Origin of the sequence: Kitasatospora sp. NPDC085464, from assembly GCF_044541955.1 — a bacterium.
Taxonomy (GTDB): domain Bacteria; phylum Actinomycetota; class Actinomycetes; order Streptomycetales; family Streptomycetaceae; genus Kitasatospora.
In genome coordinates, this window is sequence record NZ_JBITTM010000011.1 from 70,624 (window position 1) to 88,878 (window position 18,255).

Annotated in this window: 18 protein-coding genes; 8 read left to right on the top strand and 10 right to left on the bottom strand. The window is 74.3% G+C overall.

Going from position 1 to position 18,255, the window contains the following annotated elements; genetic code table 11:
• The first annotated feature begins 2 nt into the window (after positions 1-2).
• Together ACIGG8_RS11990 and ACIGG8_RS11995 are read left to right on the top strand one after the other, a co-directional pair.
• Complete coding sequence (locus ACIGG8_RS11990) at positions 3-773, top strand: HAD hydrolase family protein (protein WP_396547387.1); 771 nt, start codon at positions 3-5, stop codon at positions 771-773.
• A 496-nt stretch (positions 774-1,269) separates the two neighbouring features.
• Complete coding sequence (locus ACIGG8_RS11995) at positions 1,270-2,043, top strand: serine hydrolase (RefSeq protein WP_350519150.1); 774 nt, start codon at positions 1,270-1,272, stop codon at positions 2,041-2,043.
• 7 nt (positions 2,044-2,050) lie between these two features.
• Here the strand turns inward: ACIGG8_RS11995 and ACIGG8_RS12000 are convergent, their stop codons facing one another.
• Positions 2,051-2,518 carry a nuclear transport factor 2 family protein gene (locus tag ACIGG8_RS12000; RefSeq protein WP_396547388.1) on the bottom strand — a complete coding sequence of 156 codons (468 nt, stop codon included), beginning with the start codon at positions 2,516-2,518 and terminating at the stop codon, positions 2,051-2,053.
• Between the two features lie 261 nt (positions 2,519-2,779).
• Here ACIGG8_RS12000 and ACIGG8_RS12005 point away from each other — a divergent pair, with 261 nt between their 5' ends.
• From ACIGG8_RS12005 to ACIGG8_RS12015, 3 genes are all read left to right on the top strand, one after another.
• Positions 2,780-3,187 (top strand): VOC family protein, encoded by a 408-nt coding sequence (locus ACIGG8_RS12005; RefSeq protein WP_396547389.1) that lies wholly within the window; start codon positions 2,780-2,782, stop codon positions 3,185-3,187.
• A 225-nt stretch (positions 3,188-3,412) separates the two neighbouring features.
• Positions 3,413-3,811 (top strand): hypothetical protein, encoded by a 399-nt coding sequence (locus ACIGG8_RS12010; RefSeq protein WP_396547390.1) that lies wholly within the window; start codon positions 3,413-3,415, stop codon positions 3,809-3,811.
• Positions 3,808-4,605 (top strand): hypothetical protein, encoded by a 798-nt coding sequence (locus ACIGG8_RS12015; RefSeq protein WP_396547391.1) that lies wholly within the window; start codon positions 3,808-3,810, stop codon positions 4,603-4,605. Before ACIGG8_RS12010 ends, ACIGG8_RS12015 begins: the two co-directional genes overlap by 4 nt.
• Position 4,606: 1 nt before the next feature.
• Here ACIGG8_RS12015 and ACIGG8_RS12020 read toward each other — a convergent pair whose 3' ends face one another.
• The 6 genes from ACIGG8_RS12020 to ACIGG8_RS12045 all read right to left on the bottom strand — a co-directional run bounded on the left by ACIGG8_RS12020 (position 4,607) and on the right by ACIGG8_RS12045 (position 11,426).
• On the bottom strand, positions 4,607-5,740 hold the full coding sequence (locus ACIGG8_RS12020) for an FAD-dependent monooxygenase (RefSeq protein ID WP_396547392.1): 1,134 nt from the start codon (positions 5,738-5,740) through the stop codon (positions 4,607-4,609).
• Between the two features lie 136 nt (positions 5,741-5,876).
• Complete coding sequence (locus ACIGG8_RS12025) at positions 5,877-6,482, bottom strand: ATP/GTP-binding protein (RefSeq protein WP_350519144.1); 606 nt, start codon at positions 6,480-6,482, stop codon at positions 5,877-5,879.
• Between the two features lie 2 nt (positions 6,483-6,484).
• Entirely contained in the window at positions 6,485-6,850 is a 366-nt protein-coding gene (locus ACIGG8_RS12030; RefSeq protein WP_350519283.1) for a DUF742 domain-containing protein, read from the bottom strand.
• Between the two features lie 122 nt (positions 6,851-6,972).
• Positions 6,973-7,437 (bottom strand): roadblock/LC7 domain-containing protein, encoded by a 465-nt coding sequence (locus tag ACIGG8_RS12035; RefSeq protein ID WP_396547394.1) that lies wholly within the window; start codon positions 7,435-7,437, stop codon positions 6,973-6,975.
• Entirely contained in the window at positions 7,437-10,484 is a 3,048-nt protein-coding gene (locus ACIGG8_RS12040) for a nitrate- and nitrite sensing domain-containing protein (protein ID WP_396547395.1), read from the bottom strand. Before ACIGG8_RS12040 ends, ACIGG8_RS12035 begins: the two co-directional genes overlap by 1 nt.
• 258 nt (positions 10,485-10,742) lie before the next feature.
• Complete coding sequence (locus ACIGG8_RS12045; RefSeq protein WP_396547396.1) at positions 10,743-11,426, bottom strand: FadR/GntR family transcriptional regulator; 684 nt, start codon at positions 11,424-11,426, stop codon at positions 10,743-10,745.
• Positions 11,427-11,606: 180 nt separating this feature from the next.
• Here ACIGG8_RS12045 and ACIGG8_RS12050 point away from each other — a divergent pair, with 180 nt between their 5' ends.
• Both ACIGG8_RS12050 and ACIGG8_RS12055 read left to right on the top strand, forming a co-directional pair.
• Positions 11,607-13,403 (top strand): 2-isopropylmalate synthase, encoded by a 1,797-nt coding sequence (locus ACIGG8_RS12050; RefSeq protein WP_396547397.1) that lies wholly within the window; start codon positions 11,607-11,609, stop codon positions 13,401-13,403.
• Positions 13,404-13,624: 221 nt separating this feature from the next.
• Positions 13,625-14,110: a YbaK/EbsC family protein gene (locus ACIGG8_RS12055; protein ID WP_396547398.1), complete on the top strand. Its 486-nt coding sequence runs from the start codon at positions 13,625-13,627 to the stop codon at positions 14,108-14,110.
• A gap of 152 nt (positions 14,111-14,262) precedes the next feature.
• Here the strand turns inward: ACIGG8_RS12055 and ACIGG8_RS12060 are convergent, their stop codons facing one another.
• Positions 14,263-15,075: a nucleotidyltransferase domain-containing protein gene (locus ACIGG8_RS12060; RefSeq protein ID WP_396547400.1), complete on the bottom strand. Its 813-nt coding sequence runs from the start codon at positions 15,073-15,075 to the stop codon at positions 14,263-14,265.
• A 206-nt stretch (positions 15,076-15,281) separates the two neighbouring features.
• On the opposite strand from ACIGG8_RS12060, the gene ACIGG8_RS12065 reads away from it, so the two are divergent.
• Positions 15,282-16,499 carry a glycosyltransferase gene (locus ACIGG8_RS12065; protein ID WP_396547401.1) on the top strand — a complete coding sequence of 406 codons (1,218 nt, stop codon included), beginning with the start codon at positions 15,282-15,284 and terminating at the stop codon, positions 16,497-16,499.
• A gap of 159 nt (positions 16,500-16,658) precedes the next feature.
• Here the strand turns inward: ACIGG8_RS12065 and ACIGG8_RS12070 are convergent, their stop codons facing one another.
• Positions 16,659-17,561, bottom strand: coding sequence for a hypothetical protein (locus ACIGG8_RS12070; RefSeq protein ID WP_396547402.1), 903 nt, complete (start codon positions 17,559-17,561; stop codon positions 16,659-16,661).
• Positions 17,558-18,091, bottom strand: a complete 534-nt coding sequence (locus ACIGG8_RS12075; protein WP_350519135.1) for a SigE family RNA polymerase sigma factor — start codon at positions 18,089-18,091, stop codon at positions 17,558-17,560. The genes ACIGG8_RS12070 and ACIGG8_RS12075 overlap by 4 nt, the downstream gene beginning before the upstream one ends.
• Positions 18,092-18,255 lie beyond the last annotated feature (164 nt).

Consider the following 18,255-nt stretch of genomic DNA (forward strand, 5'->3'; position numbering starts at 1 on the left):
CGATGATCACTTCCAGCGCTCGTACCACGGTCTTCGACATCGACGGCACGCTCTGCTTCGACGGCCGGTCCATCGACGGCCGGATCATCGCCGCCGTCGAGGCCTGCGAGCGGGCCGGCCACCAGCTGGTCTTCGCCTCCGCCCGGCCGGTCCGGGACCTCCTGCCCGTCCTCGACGGGGCCTTCCCCTCCGCCGTGCTGATCGGCGGGAACGGCAGCCTGGTCTCGGTGGACGGCCGGGTACGGGCGCGGGCGGCGTTCGGCGGCGGCGAACTCGCGGACCTGCTGGCGGAGGTCGAGCGGTACCGGGCTGAGTACCTCGCCGACGGACCCTGGGACTACGCCTACACCGGGCCGGCCGACCACCCGATCCGCAGCCGCGTCGACCAGGGCAATCTCGCCCGCAAGGTCGAACTCGCGGACCTCCCGGCCGTGGTGAAGTTCCTCGTCGTCGGCGCGACCGACCTGCCGGCCCTGGCCGAAGCGGGCCGCGCCCTCGGGATGACCGTCAACCACCACCTCGACGAGGCGATCATCGACTTCGCCCCCGGTGCCACGACGAAGTGGGAGGCGCTGGCCTCGCTGGGGATCGACGCGTACAACGCCTTCGGCAACGACATCAACGACCTCGACCTGCTGAGCCACGCACGCCACTCGGTGCGGGTGGGCGCCCACCCCGGCCTGGACGGCGTCGCCCGGGTCACCGTCGCGCCCGATCCGGAGGCCGTCGCCGCCGAGATCTCCCGCCTGGCGACAGCCGCACCCGTGCACTGAGGCCCGCCGGGGGCCGCTGGGCGCGCTCCCGCCGGGTCTTCCCGCGGTGCACTCGCCCACAGCAGCACGGGCGCACCGCAGCAGTCGCCCTCACGGCGGCGCCCGGCGGGCGGAGGTTCCTCGCCTACGCGGTGAGGCCGGGAACCGCCACCGACCTCACGGCCCTCGACTCCGCCGGCCGGCTGGTCTTCTCGGCGGGTGACAAGATCCGGCAGTTCGAGGACCCGGGCCGCTGACCAGACCACCGGGCCGGCTCCGTCGACGTCGGCCCGCGTATGAGTTCGTCGCATGTCAGTCGGCCGATGAGTCCGGCTCATGTCCTCCAGCTCATGAGGCCGGCTCATGTCGGGACTCATGAGCGCGGTTCATGTCCTCCTGCTCATGAGGCCGGCTCATGTCGGGACTCATGAGCGCGCCTCATGTCGGCTCTCCCATGAGCCCGGCTCATGTCGCGAGGGCGGCGGAGGTCCGGCGGAATCTCCCCTACCCTTCCTCCATGCTGTCTGTGGTGGTGGCCCCCTGGGCGGGCGAGGCAGAGCCGGTGTTCGTGCGCAACCCGGACGTCCTGCACGACGCTGCGAGCACGATGAAGGTCGCCGTGCTCGCTGCGCTCTGTCGCGGTGGGGTGAACCTCGGCGCCGAGGTTCCGGTGGTGAACCGTTTCACGTCCGCTGTCGGCGGGGAGTTCCGCAACGACCCGGAGTACGACAGCGACCCGCTTCCCTGGGAGTTGCTGGGCGCGCACGTTCCGCTCAGCCTGCTCGCCGAGCGGATGATCACCCATTCCTCCAACCTCGCGACCAACCTCTGCCTGGCCCGCACCACCCCGCAGTCCATCGCCGAGGTGTGGCGCCGCGCCGGAGCAACCCGCAGCTCCACCCCGCGCGGAATCGAGGACTACGCGGCGCGGGCCGCAGGCGTCAACAACCTGGTCAGCGCCCGCGACCTCGTTCGGCTGTTGCACTCCCTCGCCGGCGAGCCCGAACTCCTCGCCCTCCTCGAAGACAACGACTTCCGGGTGGACCTCGCGGCCGGCCTCCCCCCGAGCACCCGGATCGCCTTCAAGAACGGCTGGATCCCCGGGGCCCGCCACTGCGTCGGCCTCGTCCACCCCTACGACTGCCCGCCCTACCTGCTCGCCGTCTGCTACACCGGCCCGCTCGCCAATGGTGCCGACCGGGCCGACCCGGCCGCCCGCCTGCTGGCACGGATCTCGGCGGCGGTGTGGCGTCGGCGCCATGAGATCCGCTCATCCCCGCGCGGGGCATGACGAACGGTCATGCCGTGGCCCGGCGCAGGTGGCGGCTCATGTCGCCGACCAGGGTGATGCGGACCCGGCGCTCCGTGAACCGCCACCGGCCGTCCCGGCGTTCGAACCGGTCGTGGTAGCGGCCGGCGGCGATGGTCTGCAGCGGGAAGTCGGGCAGGGCCTGCAGCACGGTGACGTACGAACGCGCGACCGCCGTGCCCGCGGGTTCGTCGATCTCGACGGCGGTGTTGGTGGTGACGTGGTGGGTGCGCGGGGTGCCGTCGGCGTGGACGATCAGGGTGTCCCGGAACATCCGCTCGATCGCCTCGCTCCCGCGCACCGGTGCGCCGCTGCCGGTGAAGGCGGCGTCGGCGAGGAGGGCACCCAGGCCCGCGAAGTCGCCGTCGTCGACGAGTTCGGCGTAGCGGGCGATCAGGTTCTCCACGGCGCGGTGGCTCGCCGCCGGATCGGTGGACGGGTCGCTGGGTGCGGACATCGGTCCTCCTCGGGCGGGCCGGGTGGCACGAGCGGGTGGCACGAGCGGGTGGCACGAGCGGGTGGCATCGAGCGGACGGCACGAGTGGGTGGTGCGAGCGGGTGGTGTCGACGAGTGGGACCACCCTCCCGTGCACAGGACACCGGCCACATCGGTCATTCGACTGTCGACCACCGGTGGGAGAACCGTTCCGCCCGTCACACTTCCCGCCCGGGATCCGTCGGTGAAGCAACACACACCGACACACGGAAGGACGGCGCGATGCTGACCACCGTCATGTACGTCACGCTCTACGTCACCGACCAGGACCGCGCGCTGGGGTTCTACACGGAGCAACTGGGCCTGGAGAAGCGCATCGACTTCCCGGCTCCGGGCGGACGGTTCCTCACCGTCGGCGCCCCCGGCAGCCCGGTGGAGATCGTCCTGTGGGCGCTCGCCGCGGCAGCGGGCCGGCCGGTGGAGGTGGGTCCGAGTGGCGCGCCCGGTCCGGTCATCCTCGAATCGGATGATCTGCGGGCGGACTTCGAGGTCTTCCGCGAGCGCGGTGTGGTCTTCGACGCGGACGAGCCGGAGGAGTACGGGTTCGGCCTGCGCATCGAGGCCGTGGACCCGGACGGCAACCGCATCTCGCTGCGCGAACGCGGCCGGGCGGGCCGGGGCGACGGCTGACGAACGGAGTGGGAAGTCGGCCGGCCCGACTTCCCACTCCGTCGTCCCGGGCCATCGCGGGTCCGGTCCCGACGCCACCGGAGAGCCCGCGGGTTCGGTAAGCCGGTTACTGGTAGACCGGCAACCGGTTACCGGCGAACCGGTAACCGGTAAACCCTCCGTCGAATCCGTGGACGATCTGCGAGACTCATGGGCCGGCGACCACGATGCGTGGAGGGGCGGCGAGTGGACCTGGTGTCGGCGGCCGGATGGGGAGCAGTCGGCGGGCTGATCGCGGAGTTGTGCATCGGCTTCCAACGCGTGCTGACCTGGCAGCGCAAGCGGCACGCGGCACGGGCGGCGGGCCGCAGACTCCCGCCGTTCAAGAGGTACTTCGATCCGGTGGCGGATCCCTTGGCGGCCGCGCTGCGCGGGCTGATCGGGGCCGGGGCCGGTCTGCTGGTGCACGGTCAGGTGAACGGGGTCCTGCCGATCGTGGCGACCGGCTACGCGGGGATGGAGTTCCTGCAACGGCTGCCGTTGCTCTTCGGGCACGGGCTCACGGAGAGCGAGGAGCCGGAGCGGCCCGCCGCCGGGGCCGACGGTCGGGAACCGCAGAAGGCCGTGGAGCGGAGGACCCCGTGATCGGCTCGCTGGCGACGCGCTGTCTGGCCGCGCTGGCCGGCCGGGGCGTCGGCGTGCCCGAACGGCGGTGGCAGGGCTACTCGCTGGGCCGGCGGCTGCGGGCCTCGCTGTTCAACCTGCCGTTGGGCCCGCTGGCTTCGGCGCCGCCGCAGGCCCGGCCGAGGAAGGAGCGTCCGCAGGCGCCGACGCTGGCGGACCTCGCGGACCGGTGGATCCTGCGGACACCGGCGCAGCGCCTGGCACACCGAGGACTGCTCTGCGACGTCCTGGCGTCGGTCCGGCTGCTGCTGGCCGAGGCGACGTTGCTGATCGGTCCGGCGGTCGCGGGAGGGGACGAGCGGGTCGTGGACTTCGGTCTGCACGCCCGCGCGATGCTGCGACGGATCCTCGATCCGGACCTTCCCGCGGGGGAGGGCGCCGCCCTGCTGGAGCGCTTCACGCTCGACGCGCAGGAGATCCTCCGGCGCCGCCGCGTTCCCTGGGGCGTCGTCAACGACCTGTGGTTCGAGCCGGTGGCGGACCGGGCGCGGGCAACGGTGCGGGAGTTCGCCCGGGGGGCCGCCCTCCTGGCGTCGGTGGCCGACGAGTTCCTCGGGGCGGACCTGCGGGCGATGGGGACGCTGGACCACGTCCGGCTCGAAGGCGTCCGGTGGGACGCCGACACCCGGTGGCCGCCGGGGTGGGCCGAGCGGATGCGCCGGGTGTCGGAGGAGGAGCGGCCGGGCTCGGGCGTGTTCGTCGTGGTGGCCGAGCGGTCGGGGGAGCCGGCCATGGCGCCGGGCTCCCCCGACTGACTCAGTACGGCTGGGCGAGGACGTGCGCCGCGCCCGGGATGCCGACCTTCAGCAGCTCGTCCTCCTCGGCCGTGGTCGGGGTGCCGGTCTCCTGCTTGAGGATCGCCCGGGACAGGGCCTGCACCCACATGGCGCGCGGGCGGCGCCTGGCCTCCCACGCGGTGAGCGCGGACGGGACGTCGTCCGCCGCGTCCAGGCTCTGGGCGAGTACCAGGGCGTCCTCGACGGCCATCGCGGCGCCCTGGGCCAGGTGCGGGGTGGAGGCGTGGGCGGCGTCGCCCGCCAGCACGATCCGGCCGACGTGCCAGGGCTCCTCGACGGTGACCTGGGAGATCCGCGAGTGGACCACCGCGGCCGGGTCGGTGACCTGCGCGAGGGCTTCGGCGATCGGGCCGCCGAAGCCCGCCAGGCGCTCGCGCAGCTGCTCGTGGGCGTGCTCCGGGTCCGGGCGGAAGTCCTCGGCCTCGGCGAACACCGAGCCCAGGTACATCAGTTCCGCGCTGATCGGGGTGAGCAGCGCCTTCGCGTTGAGGTTGCCGGAGGACATCACCACGCCCTGCACCTCGGGCGAACGCGGCAGCGTGACGCGCCAGTTGGCGAAGCCGGTGTACTCGGGCGCGTACGCCTCGCCGTACAGGTGCCGGCGCAGCGGGGAGCCGATGCCGTCGAAGCCGACGACCAGGTCGTAGCGGCCGGTGTGGCCGTCGGTGAGGGCGACGTCGACGCCGTCGCCGTCGTCCGCGATCGAGGCGATGGTGGTGCCGAAGCGGACGGTGGCGCCGGCCCCGGCGGCCGCGTCGGCGAGGACGCGGGCGAGCGCGGGGCGCGGGATGCCGTTGTTGGAGGGGGCGTCGCCCATCCGGGGCTGCGGGATCGTGGCGAGGGTGGTGCCGGCCGGGTCGCAGATGGTCAGCACCTCCCAGGCGAAGCCGACGGCCAGGCATTCGTCCAGGACGCCGATCTCACGCATCACGTGCAGTGCGTTGGAGGGCTGGATGATGCCGACGCCGAGCGCCTCCGGCTGCTCGCGCAGCTCGGCGACGTCGACGTGGTGGCCGCGTCGGGCGAGGGCGGTGGCGAGTGTCAGGCCGCCGATGCCGCCGCCGTGGACGAGGACGCGCAGGGGTGTGGTCATGGTGGTGCTCCCAGAGAAGTGCGGTTCAACCGGGGGACGGGTGAGGCTGGGAAGTGGCCCGGGCCGGGGATGTCCGGGTGGGGCCGGGCCAGGTCGGGTCGGGTCGTGTCGCGCGGGTCGGGTCGGGGAGGCGGGATCAGCCGGCGGGGGAGGCGGCGGCGAGTTCCATCAGGTGGTCGACCAGGGCGAGCAGCAGGTCCCGGCCGAAGGCGCGCTCGCGGACGTCGCCGAGCAGCATCGGGACCTGCGGGTCGAGGTCGAGCGCGGCCCGGATCTCGTCGGGGGTGCGGGTGTTGGTGTTGTGGAAGCAGTTGATCGCGACCACGAACGGGATGCCCCGGCTCTCGAAGAAGTCGATGGAGGCGAAGCTGGTGTCCAGCCGGCGGGTGTCGGCGATGACGATCCCGCCGAGCGCCCCGTTGACCAGGTCGTTCCACATGAACCAGAACCGTTCCTGGCCGGGCGTGCCGAACAGGTAGAGGACCAGCTCGGGGCTGACGGTGATGCGGCCGAAGTCCAGGGCGACGGTGGTGGTGTCCTTCTGGTCGACGCCGGACAGGTCGTCGACGCCGATGCTGGCCCGGGTCAGGTACTCCTCGGTGCGCAGCGGGGTGACCTCGCTGACCGAGCCGACCAGGGTGGTCTTGCCGACGCCGAAGCCGCCCGCGATGAGGATCTTGACGGCGGCGGGGGCGGTGGCGGCGGTGGTGGGCCCGCCGGTGGCGGAGCGGGGTGTTGCCATGTTCAGAGTCTCCGGAGTCCTTCGCGTACGGCCGTGAGCAGGCCGAGGTCCACGCCCCCGGCGGCGCGGGCCACCGAGAGCGGCGCCCGGGCCTTCAGCAGGCCCTGGGCGACCAGGTCGCCCAGCAGGATCTTGGTGACCGAGACCGGGAGGTCCAGGCCGGCCGCCACCTCGGCGACGGCTGCCGGGCGCCGGCAGCGTTCGAGGATCATGCGGTGCTCGGGCTGGAGGCCGCGGGCACCGGTGCGGCTGCCCCGCGCCGGGGCCGCGGCGGCCTCCTCCCCGACCGTGGTGAGCACGGTGATCAGGGTGAGGTCGTCCCGTTCGGGCGCGGTCCGGCCGCGGGTGATGGTGTACGGGCGCACCATGGTGCCCGTCCCGTCCTCCGCGTCCTCGTCCTCCAGCTCGCTCCAGTGCGGCGGCGCGTCGCGCCGCCGACCGTCGTCGCGGCCGTCCCCGCAGGCGTCGTTCCCGTCCGGGCCCACCCGCGTCAGCCCCGGTTCCGGGCGGCGAAGACGTCGAACCCGGCGGGCGCGGCGGGGGCGCCGGACGGGCTGTCGGTGCGGGCCGGGGTGGTGAGCTTCTGGCCGACCTGCTGCACCAGGGTGTGCATCGCGACGGACATCACCTCGGCGTCCACCTCCTGGGAGGCGACCACGGCCAGGTGGGTGCCCTGGGCGGCGGCGATGACGAACAGCCAGCACTCGGCGAGCTCGACGATCACCTGGTGCACCGGCCCGCCGTCGAAGAGCACCCCGACGCCGCGGGCCAGGCTCTGCTGGCCGGTGGCGACGGCGGCCAGGCGCTCGGCGTCGGCCCGTTCGATGGTGCGGGAGTGGCTGACCACGAGGCCGTCGTCGGAGAGCAGGACGGCGTTCCTGGTCCCGGGTACGGAGTCGACGAGTCCGTCCAGCAGCCAGTCCAGGTCCTGGTGGGTGGCGATCGTGCGGTTCATCACTGGTCATCCGTTCGTGTGGTTCGGGGGTCCGCGGCGGGCACGGCCCAGGGGGAGGGGCCGGGCGCGGGCGCGGGAGCCGGGGGGCCGGCGGGGGCGGGGGGAGCCGACGGGACGTGGACGGCGGGCAACCGGTGCTCGCCGCTGTCCTGGGCCCGGGCGGCACGGGACTGGCGCTGGAAGGCGCCGATCGCCGCACCCGATCGCCGCACCGGGCGGTCGGAGCGCTGGAACGGGCCCGCGGGCGGCGGTGCGGCGCCCTCGGCCGGGCGCTCGACCCACTGCGGGTGGGCCGGCGGCACCCGCAGCTCGGCGGCCAGACTGGCCTGCCGGACGCGCTGCGGCAGCGGGGGCTGCCCGCCCTCGGCGGGGCTGTACGGCACCGAGGTGGGGTACTCGCGGGTGCCGCGGCGCTCGGCCAGCCGGTAGTGGTCGGCCGGCCGGTACTGCTCGTCGGCGTACGGGGCCTCGGCCTCGGTGACCAGGGCGTAGGCGATGTCCGGGTAGGCCGGGGTCTCGTGGGCGGTGGTCGGCTCGGCCGGGGAGCTGTGCTCGATCGGCTGCTCGGCCCGGCGGGGGTGCCGCCCGGTCGGCTGGGCGGGGTGCTGCACGGGGGCGTGCGGCCGGTCCTGCGGGAGAGCGGGGTGGGTCTCCTGGAGCGGTGCCGGCAGGTACGGGGGCTCCTGGACCGGCGCCTGCGGCACCTCCTGCGGCCAGTCCTGCACCGGCTCCACTCCCTGCACCGGCTCCACTCCCTGCGCCGCCGGCGTCGGCAGCACCTGCGCCGCCGGCACCTCCGGCGTCGGCAGCACCTGGGCCACCGGCGCCCGCCCGGGCACCGGCAGCGGCACCGGCGCCGCCTGCGGTGCGAAGTCGCCCGGCCCGAAAGCCTCCACCGGCGCGACCGGCGGCCCGGCCGGGGCCTGGGCGGGTGCCTCGTCGGAGGCCGAGCGCACCGCCCTGCGCGAGCGCCGGACCAGCGGGATCGGCTCGGCGGGCGTGCCCACGGCGCCGTCCGGCAGCCCGGTGTCGCCCTCGATGACCAGCTCGTCCGGGACGAGCACGACCACCCGGGTGCCGCCGAAGGCCGACGGGCGGAACTCGATCCTCAGTCCGTGCAGCGCGGCGAGCCGGGCCACCACGTGGAAGCCGAGGCGGATGTCGTCGGCCCGGGCCAGCACGTCGGTGCGCGGCGGGCGGCTCATCAGCTCGTTGGCCGCGTCGTACTGCTCCGGGTCCATGCCGAGGCCGCGGTCCTCGATCTCGATCGCGAGCCCGCGGCCGACCATCGCGGCCCGGACCTCGACCGGCGTGGGCGGCTTGGAGAAGGTGGTGGCGTTCTCCATCAGCTCGGCGAGCACGTGGGCGACCGGGCCGACGGCCCGCTCGGACAGCCACGGGTGGCCCTCGACGTCGAGCACGATCCGCCGGTAGTCCTGCACCTCGCCCTGCGCGGCGCGCAGCACGTCCAGCAGCGGGACGGGCTTGCGCCAGCGTCGCTGCGGCTGCCCGCCGGCCATGATCACGAGGTTCTCCTCGTAGCGGCGCAGACGGGCGGTCAGGTGGTCGAGGTCGAACAGGCCTTCCAGGACCTCCGGGTCCTCGTGCTTGCGCTCCAGCTCGTCCAGCTTGCGCAGCTGGCGGCCGATCAGCAGCTGGGTGCGGCGGGCGATGCGCTGGAGCAGCCGCTCGAAGCCGCGGTGCTGCTCGGCCTGGCCGACCGCGGCCTGCAGGGCGGAGGAGCGGGCCAGGTTGAGCGCCTGGCCGAGGCGGGCCAGCTCGTCGGTGCCGTTGCCGTGCGGGCCGGCGCTGATGGTGCGGGTCCCGGCCTCGACGTCCACCTGTTCGCCGCGGCCGAGGCGTTCGACCACCTCGGGCAGGGTGCGCTGCATCTCCTCGGCCTGGCTGTGCAGTTCCTCGATGCGGCGGCGCAGCGAGCGGCTGATCCGCCAGGAGGCGATGACCACCGCGACGACCGTGATCAGGCCGATGACGGTGGTGAGCACGACCCGGGTCAGCAGGCCCAGGATCGCTCCCTTGCCGACGTCGACGACGCCGCTGGTGCGGGTCTCGATCGCCTTGACCAGCGGCGGGTTGAGCTGGTCGACGGCCTGGCGCCACTGGTCCTGGGCGGCCGGCAGCTTGACGGTGCCGTTGGCATCGGCGGCGGTGGGCCTGGTGAGCTGCTGCTCGACGGCGGCCTTGGCCTGCCAGGCCGGGCTGTTCATCAGGTCGTGCCAGGCGGGTGCCTCGGCGTCCGGGACGTACGGGACGACCTGGACGGTGAGCAGGTGGTCCTGCGCGCCGATGGCCTGCTGGACCGCCTGGTAGTCGGCGGTGCTGAGGCGGCCGGCGGGCCAGCCGCGGGCCAGGATGGCGTCCTCGCGGGCGAGCATCTCCTTCGCCCAGAAGGCGTTGACGAGGGTCTTGGAGATCCAGGTGACCTCGCCGGTGTCGACGTGGCTGAGCGCGGTGAACAGCCGGAGGTCCACCGCGATCAGGTCGGTGTAGTAGGCGTAGGCGGTCTGCTGGTCGATGGCGCCGCGGTCCACGGCGGCGCGCTGCTCGGCCAGCTTGCCCATGGCCTGGCGGGCCTCGGCGACGGCGGTCCGCACCTCCTCGGGGGCGCTGTCGGCGGTCTCGCCGGACAGGACCTGGAACTGGCGCACGGCGTCGTCGGTCGCCTGCCGCTGGCGGCGCAGCTGGTCGGTGCCGGCGCCGGGGCGGGCGAGCGCCTCGGCGCTGAGCCGGCGCTCCTCCTGGAGGTTGTAGTAGACGATGTTCGACGGCTGGCCGGCCTTCTTGGCCAGGAGGCCCTGGTCGGCCAGCCGTTGGAAGTCGAAGACGGTCTCGCCGCTGGTGACCGCCCAGAGGAGGACGAGGGCGAGGCTGGGGACGACGGCCAGGACGAGCAGCGCCGTCCGCAGGGACAGGCGTGGACGCCTGCGGGGGCCCTTCGGCGTCGGGGGCCGCCGATTCGCACGCGCGCGCAGAGCAGACTCCTTGGGGCTGGCGGCCGGCCGGTGAGGGGCGGGCCGTCCGGGCACGGGCTTTTTGACGAAGCGATATTAGTCATACCGTGTGATTGGAGTGAAAGCCCGTTCGCTGCCTGAGCGGTGCTTGCACACGCCGTGGGCACAATGTCATCCAGCCGTTGACTGTCTGTATGCGGAGCAGGCTGTCCCGGGCTTGCTTGACACAGTGTCAACGAGCCGCGCGGCCGGTGGATGGCCGACGTGTGAAAACTGTGTGACGCTACCCCGGGGGCCTGCTATGGGAGGCTCACCACGGCCCGGGTGCGGCGCTCAGCCCGCCAGGAGACGGGAGCGGGTGGCCTCCAACTCGGCCGCCAGGACCCGCCCGGCGGCCTCCGGCGAGCCGTCGCGGACGGCGCGGACGAGGGCCGCGTGCGCGTCGTAGCCCTGGTTGGGATCCTCGGCCCGGATGTCGAACAGGCCGACCAGGGCCACCAGTTGCTCCCGCAGGACCGGGGCGAACTGGGCGAAGAGGTCATCCAGGACGGGGTTGTGGGCAGCCGCCACGACGGCCGTGTGCAGGGCGATGTCGGCGTCCACGAAGGCGGTGTCGTCGGCCGCGCCCGCCGCCCGGCGGGCCGCCAGGGCGGCGTCGAGGGCGGCGAGGTCCGCCTCCGTGCGGCGGGTGGCCGCGAGGCGGGCGGCCTGCACCTCGACCATCGTCCGCACCTCGTAGACGTGCGCCAGCTCGGCGCGGCGCAGCCGGGTGGACCAGTCCCCGGCGGGGCGGTCGGCGGTGACGAACACCCCGGAGCCCTGGCGGCTATGCACCATCGCGGCCGCGGCGAGCGTGCGCAGCGCCTCCCGCACCGTCGAGCGGCCGACGCCCAGCTCCTTGGCCAGCGCCACCTCGCCCGGCAGCTTCCCGCCGACCGGCCACCGGCCGGTCCGGATCTGCTCCTCGATCCGCGCGGCGGCCTGTTCGGCGAGGGGGGAGGGACGGAGCGGGGTCATCGGGCTCACCTGTCAGGTTGTCTGAGGACTTCTGTCATGGTTACCCTACCCGGCATGCAGCCGTGGATCCTGCCCCCGGGGGGCCTTCTTCTTGGTGGCCGCAGCGGGGCGTGACCGGACCGGCACCCCGCTGCGGGGCGCCGACCTGCCGGTCACCGGTACGCGTCATGAGGAACTCGCATGATCTTCCCGACCCTGCACGCCCCCGCCGGGCCCGTCCCGGCCGACGCCCCCGCCTGGAACCCGCAACGCGGCGGCGCCATGCCCTCCCACCGCTACCTCCCCGCCCACCGGCGGGTCCACGTCCCCGCCCTGCTGCGGCGCTGGCCCGGCCGGCGCGTCGAACGGGCTCCGCTGTGGGTGCCCGTCGACCTGCGGGACGGCAACCAGGCGCTCGCCGAACCGATGGACCCGGCACGCAAGCAGCGCATGTTCGACCTCTTCCTGGCCATGGGCTTCAAGGAGATCGAGGTCGGCTACCCCTCCGCCAGCCGGACCGACTTCGACTTCGTCCGGCAGCTGGCCACCACCCCCGGCGCCGTCCCCGAGGACGTCACGGTCGTCGTCTTCACCGCCGCCCGGGCCGACCTGATCGAGCGCACCTTCGAAGCCGTCGCCGGCCTGCCGCGCGTCGTCGTCCACCTCTACACCGCGACCGCGCCGCTGTGGCGGGACGTCGTCCTCGGCAAGGAACGGGCACAGCTGCGGGCACTCATCACCGAGGCCGCCACGCACATGGCCCGGCTGGGAGACGGCCGGGACGGCCTGCGGTTCCAGTTCTCGCCCGAGGTGTTCAACCTGACCGAGCCCGACTACGCCCTGGAGGTGTGCAACGGGCTGACCCGGCTGTGGGACGCGTGCCCGGACCGCCCGGTCGTCCACAACCTGCCGGCGACGGTCGAGATCGCCACCCCGAACGTCTACGCCGACCAGATCGAGTACATGGACCGCCACCTGGAGCGGCGCGACTCGGTGATCCTCTCTGTCCACCCGCACAACGACCGGGGCACCGGCGTCGCCTGCGCCGAACTCGCCGTCCTGGCCGGCGCGCAGCGGATCGAGGGCTGCCTGTTCGGCAACGGCGAGCGCACCGGCAACGTCGACCTGGTCACCCTGGCGCTCAACCTGCACACGCAGGGCGTCGACCCGATGCTCGACCTGTCCGACATCGACGGGATCCGGCGCACTGTCGAACACTGCAACCGGCTGCCCGTCCACGAGCGGCACCCCTACGCCGGGGACCTGGTGCACACCGCCTTCTCCGGCACCCACCAGGACGCCATCAGGAAGGGCTTCGCGCAGCACGCCAGGACCGCCGCCGAGCTGGGCGTCACCGAACGGGAAGCACCCTGGTCGGTGCCCTACCTGCCGATCGACCCGGCCGACCTCGGCCGGGACTACGAGGCGGTGATCCGGGTCAACAGCCAGTCCGGCAAGGGCGGGATCGCCTACCTGCTGCAGGCCGGCGAGGGGCTGGAGCTGCCCCGGCGGCTGCAGATCGAGTTCGCGCGGGTCGTGCAGCGGGCGACGGACGACAGCGGGAGGGAGATGACGGGCGGGGAACTGTACGGGCTGTTCCGGGCGGAGTACCTCGACGAGGGATCCTCGCGGTCCTGGCGGGTCGGCGACGACTGGGCCGAGGTCGACGGACGGCGGGGCACCGGCGCCGGGCCGCTGGACGCGGTCGCGAACGCGGTGGGGGCGGAGATCCTCTCCTTCAGCGAGCACGCGGTGCGCTCCGGGCCGGACGCCGTCGCCTACGTCCAGGCGCGGATCGGCGGAGCCGGCGGCCCGGTCGTCTGGGGAGTAGGCCGGGACACCTCCGTCCTCACCGCGGGCGTACGGGCGGTCCTGAGCGCGGCCGGTCGGGCGGGGGCCGGTTCCGGTTCCGGCTCCGGTCCTGGCGCCGGTTCCGGTTTCGGCCCTGGCGTCGGGGCGGGGGAGGACATGAGTGGGGCTCATGGGGTGAGGTCATGAGCGGCACTCATGGGATCGAGGACGAGGGCCATGAGGGGAAATCATGGCGCGGAGTCATGAGAGGGACTCATGAGGTCGAGGTCATGAGCGGAACTCATGGCGCCGGAGTCACGAGAGGACCTCATGGGGCTCAGCACGGCGCACGTCATGAGCGCCGTCATGAGCGCACGTCATGAGCTCACGTGATGAGCGCCGTCATGAGCGAGAGGCATGATGGGCCGATGACGTCCCCTTCTCTTCCCACTCGAAGCCAGGCGGTCGCCGAGGCGCTGGCAGCGGCCGGCATCGCCGGTGAGATCGTCGTCCTGCCCGACTCCGCCCGTACGGCGGCGGAGGCCGCGACGGCCCTCGGCTGCGAGGTCGGGGCCATCGCGAACAGTCTGGTGTTCCTGTGCGACGGCGCGCCGCTGCTGGTGATGACCAGCGGGGCCCACCGGGTCGACACCGCCTACCTGGCCGCCCGGTTGGGCTCGGGCGAGATCGTCCGGGCGAGCGCGAGCCGGGTCCGCGAGGCCACCGGCCAGGCCATCGGCGGGGTCGCCCCGACCGGCCACCCGGCCCCGCTGCGCACGGTGGTCGACACCGCGCTCCAGCCGTACGAGGTGCTGTGGGCGGCCGCCGGGCACCCGCACACGGTGGTGCCGATGTCGTACGAGGAACTGCTGCGGGTGACGGCCGGCACCGCCTCACCCGTCACGCCCGACTGATCCGGGGAGGGCAGCCCGTCGCCGCGCGGCGGGCTGCCCTCCGACCGGGGCGTGTCGCGGTGAGCGGCCGAGCTCGGGCGGGACGAGCCCAGGGGCGGGCAGGGACTGCCGGCCGGCCCCGCCCGCCGCCCGGCCGGGAGCCCGGGGCGGGCTCAGCGGGCGAGCGCGGCGACGGCCTCCCGGGTCAGCTCCCGCGCCCGCGCGACCGTCGCCGCCAGGTCGTCCGGCGACCCGCCGGGCGCGGCCAGGAGGGTGCGGACCCGTCGGCCGAAGTCCCGGGGCGCCGTGGGAAGTCGGTCGGCGACGGCCAGGGCGCCCTTCTCGTTGAGGCACCAGCGACGGTCATGGGCGTGGAGCGCCTGAACCAGGACGCCGAACGCCCGGGACAGGCAGAGCGAGACGTACAGGGTGTCCGCGCGGGAGGCGCCCTTCGCGGCGAGGTCGAGCAGGAACCCGGCCTCCCAGGCCGCCCCCGTCAGGGCCGCACGGAGCGGCTCGGGATAGACCTCGGCCAGGTGCTTCAGCCTCGTCAACTCGCCGCTGGGATCGGCGAGCACCTGCCCGCAGGCCACCTCGCCGGCGTAGCAGGGCGACCAGAACCCGAGCGGATGCCCCGGCTGCACCCCCACCTCGTAGCGCCCCTCGCAGCAGTCCGCCCACACCCGCTCGACACGGTCCAGGTCCCGCAGGATCCAGTCCACGGCGACCCCGTCGACCCGCAGCCACGCACCGCCGTTCACCCACGGACCCCACCCACCCGGTCCGGCCACCTCCGTTCCGGGCCCGGCCAGCGCGCGCAGCGCCGCCAGGTCGAGTCCGTCGCCCCGGCCCCGGTAGTACACACCCAGATCCCAGTCCGAACCCGCGTCGTGTTCGCCCCGCGCCCGGCTGCCCCCGAGCATCACGCCCACCACGCCCGGCACGGTGGTCAGTTGCTCGGCCATGCCCTCGATGATCGTTCGCATGGACAGAGTCTGACAGCCCGTCAGAACGGCTGCGCGCCTGCACGGCCGCGAGGCCCGGAAGAGGGGGAGGAAGCGGTCGAGGAGGTGCACTCACTCCTCGCCACTCTCAACGTATAGCGCACGGGGGGCCTTGCCGCAAGGCCCCGGTCGTGCCGCAGAATCACCGACTCAAGGGCAGGAACGGCGAATCACGGGAGAGTCACGACGTGCGAGTGGTGTTGTCGACGTACGGGTCGCGCGGGGACGTCGAGCCGCTGGCGGCGCTGGCGCTGCAGTTGAAGGCATCGGGCGCCGAGGTGCGGGTGTGCGCTCCGCCGGACGAGGAGTTCGCGGCGCGACTGGCCGAGGCCGGGGTGGACCTGGTGCCGGTCGGGCAGGCGGTGCGGTCGCTGGTGAGCGGGCCGCCGCCGGCGCCGTCGGAGCTCCCCGCGCGGGCGGCCCGGCTGGTCGAGCAGTTCCACGGGGCGGTGCTCGCAGCGGCCGAACCGGGCGGCGTGGTGGTGGCGACCGGGCTGTTCCCGGCGGTGGCCGGCGCGCAGGCGGCGGCCGAGCAACTGGGCGCCCACTTCGTGTGCGTCGCCCTGCAGCCGACCATGCTGCCCTCCCCGCACCACCGGCCGTTCGAGTACCCGATGCAGCCGTACCCGGCGGGGGTGACCGACAACCGGGAGCTGTGGGAGCTCAACATCGGCGCGATGAACGCGCTGTTCGGCGAACCGGTCAACACCCACCGGGCGGCCGTCGGGCTGCCGGTCGTCGACAACGTCCGCGACCACGTCCTCACCGACCGCCCCTGGCTGGCCACCGACCCGACGCTCGACCCGTGGCGGCTCCCGGCCGGCCGCGACGTGGTGCAGACCGGCGCGTGGATCCTGCCGGACGACCGCCCGCTGTCCGCGGACCTGGAGGCCTTCCTGACGGCCGGTGAGGCGCCGGTGTACGTCGGCTTCGGCAGCATGCCGCTGCGCGACGCGGCGGGCGCCGCCCGGGTGGCCGTCGACGCCGTCCGCGCCCAGGGCCGCCGGGTCCTGCTCGGGCGCGGCTGGGCCCGACTGGCCGAGGCCGACGGCGCGGACGACTGCTTCGCCGTCGGCGAGGTCAACCAGCAGGCGCTGTTCCGCCGGGTCGTCGCCGTCGTCCACCACGGCGGCGCGGGCACCACCACCACGGCCGCCCGCGCCGGTGTGCCCCAGGTCCTCGTTCCGCAGATCGTCGACCAGCCCTACTGGGCCGCGCGGGTGGCCGAGTTGGGCATCGGCGTCGCCCACGACGGGCCGACCCCGACGACCCACACCCTGTCCGCCGCCCTCCGGCAGGCCCTCACCCCGGAGACCGCCCACCGGGCCGCGGCCCTCGCGGGCGACATCCGCACGGACGGGGCGGCGTTGGCGGCGAAGCTGCTGCTGGAAGCCGCGGCGGGCTGACGGCGACCGGTCCGGGGCAGGCCGAGCCCGTGCACGCCCCGCCCCCACCGGGCCGCTCCCACCCCGCCGAGCACGCCCCACCCCCGCCGGCCCCCCGTCCGCACCGGCCCCCCGAGCGTCACCCCGCCGGGAGACCGGCTCTCGTGGTCCTCCGGACGGTCAGAACGACGCCTCGGTCAGGTACTTGGCGTCGTTGCTCGGGAGCTCCTTGCCGTTCCTGTCGAAGAACTGCCACGACTTCGCCCGCATCGTGCCCGGACGGGCGACCGCCAGACGTCGGGTGGGGGAGTCGCCGACGGTGACCGGCTGGGGCTCGGTGGTCGTGCCGTCCGTCCAGGTCACCACCACCCGGCCGACGTCGGGGCCGACGGAGATCAGCACCACGTCCACGGGGGGCACGATGCCGTCCTTGGTGCTGCGGCCGACCAGGCCGCCGCCGACGTCGGTCGCGGCGCGCGGGTCGAGCTTGCCCGGGGACGGCGTGGTGCCCTCCGAGTCGTGCTGCAGGCGCACCCCGTCCACGACCAGGTAGGTGTTGACGACGTCGGCGTCCGGGTCCCAGTAGTGGGCGACGAAGTCCTCCGTCGGCTTGGAGACGGCCGGGTCGAAGGGGGCGCGCTCCTGCCACACCGCCAGCGCCTGCTCGTACGCCCGCTCCTTCGGCGCCACCGGCCAGAGGGCCTGCCAGAGCTCCCAGGTCCTGCCGTTGGAGACGCCCTGCCCGATCCGGACCCGGACCGGCGTGAACGGGTCGCGCACCGCGGGTCCGGCCGTGGCGGCCGTCGGGGCGGGCGTCGGCGCGACGGATGCCGCGCCGGACCCGGCGGGGGCGAGCCGGCCGGCCGCCGGATCCGGGCGCAGCTCCGCCAGCGCCCCGCCCGTCAGCGCCAGCACCGAGGCCAGCGCCACCGCCCCGACCACCGCGCGGCGGCGGTGCCGCAGGCGGCGGCCGCCCGCCAGGATGTCCGCCACCGGTACCGGGCCGACCTTCGCGCCCGCCGCCGCCTCGGCCATGCCGAGCCCGATCCACGGGTCCTTGTCGGCGGTCACGTCCCTGCTCATACCGTTCCTCCGATGTGTGTCGTGTCCTTCAACGCCACCAGCTCGGTGGCCTGCCGCAGCCGCGCGATGCCCTTCGCCGCGTGGCTGCGCACCGCGCCCACCGAGCACCCCATGGCGGCTGCGGTCTGGCTGTCGCTGAGGTCCTCCCAGTGCCGCAGCACCACCGCCTCCCGCTGGCGCGGCGGCAGGGCCGCCAGCGCCGTCAGCAGCGGCCCGCGCTGGTCGGACCGGGCGAACCCGTCCTCCGGACCGGCCGTGTCAGGCACGGCGTCCACCAGCAGCTCCGGCGGGCGGCGCCGCCAGCGGCGGGCGTGCTGGTTGACCAGGATCCGCCGCACGTAGGCGTACGGATCGTCCGCCCGCCGCACCTTCGACCAGGCCGCGCAGGCCTTCTCCGCGGCGGACTGCACCAGGTCCTCCGCCGCGTACTGCTCGCCGGCCAGCAGGTACGCGGTGCGGACCAGCCGCGGCCAGACCGCGACGATGAACGTCTGGAACTCGTCGTCCCGCCCGCTCTTCGTTTCTCCCATGAGCACCTCCTCACCCACCCGGAGCCCACGGGCGGCCGGAAACGCTTACTCCGGTGCGGGCCCCTCATCCGGTGTCACGGGTGGTGGGGGTGGTGGGGATCGGTGGGGCGGGCACGGCCGGGGGGATCCGGGGGATTCGCGCGGCCGGGTTCGTCGTGAGCTGC

What these genes read in the sequence shown, in the direction of transcription:
- ACIGG8_RS12000 (WP_396547388.1), bottom strand. Translation starts at nt 2,518, where the DNA reads ATGTCCGCACCCAGCGACCCGTCCACCGATCCGGCGGCGAGCCACCGC.
- ACIGG8_RS12025 (WP_350519144.1), bottom strand. Translation starts at nt 6,482, where the DNA reads ATGGCAACACCCCGCTCCGCCACCGGCGGGCCCACCACCGCCGCCACC.
- ACIGG8_RS12035 (WP_396547394.1), bottom strand. Translation starts at nt 7,437, where the DNA reads ATGAACCGCACGATCGCCACCCACCAGGACCTGGACTGGCTGCTGGAC.
- ACIGG8_RS11995 (WP_350519150.1), top strand. Translation starts at nt 1,270, where the DNA reads ATGCTGTCTGTGGTGGTGGCCCCCTGGGCGGGCGAGGCAGAGCCGGTG.
- ACIGG8_RS12005 (WP_396547389.1), top strand. Translation starts at nt 2,780, where the DNA reads ATGCTGACCACCGTCATGTACGTCACGCTCTACGTCACCGACCAGGAC.
- ACIGG8_RS12045 (WP_396547396.1), bottom strand. Translation starts at nt 11,426, where the DNA reads ATGACCCCGCTCCGTCCCTCCCCCCTCGCCGAACAGGCCGCCGCGCGG.
- ACIGG8_RS11990 (WP_396547387.1), top strand. Translation starts at nt 3, where the DNA reads ATGATCACTTCCAGCGCTCGTACCACGGTCTTCGACATCGACGGCACG.
- ACIGG8_RS12075 (WP_350519135.1), bottom strand. Translation starts at nt 18,091, where the DNA reads ATGGGAGAAACGAAGAGCGGGCGGGACGACGAGTTCCAGACGTTCATC.
- ACIGG8_RS12050 (WP_396547397.1), top strand. Translation starts at nt 11,607, where the DNA reads ATGATCTTCCCGACCCTGCACGCCCCCGCCGGGCCCGTCCCGGCCGAC.
- ACIGG8_RS12030 (WP_350519283.1), bottom strand. Translation starts at nt 6,850, where the DNA reads ATGGTGCGCCCGTACACCATCACCCGCGGCCGGACCGCGCCCGAACGG.
- ACIGG8_RS12070 (WP_396547402.1), bottom strand. Translation starts at nt 17,561, where the DNA reads ATGAGCAGGGACGTGACCGCCGACAAGGACCCGTGGATCGGGCTCGGC.
- ACIGG8_RS12060 (WP_396547400.1), bottom strand. Translation starts at nt 15,075, where the DNA reads ATGCGAACGATCATCGAGGGCATGGCCGAGCAACTGACCACCGTGCCG.
- ACIGG8_RS12055 (WP_396547398.1), top strand. Translation starts at nt 13,625, where the DNA reads ATGACGTCCCCTTCTCTTCCCACTCGAAGCCAGGCGGTCGCCGAGGCG.
- ACIGG8_RS12020 (WP_396547392.1), bottom strand. Translation starts at nt 5,740, where the DNA reads ATGACCACACCCCTGCGCGTCCTCGTCCACGGCGGCGGCATCGGCGGC.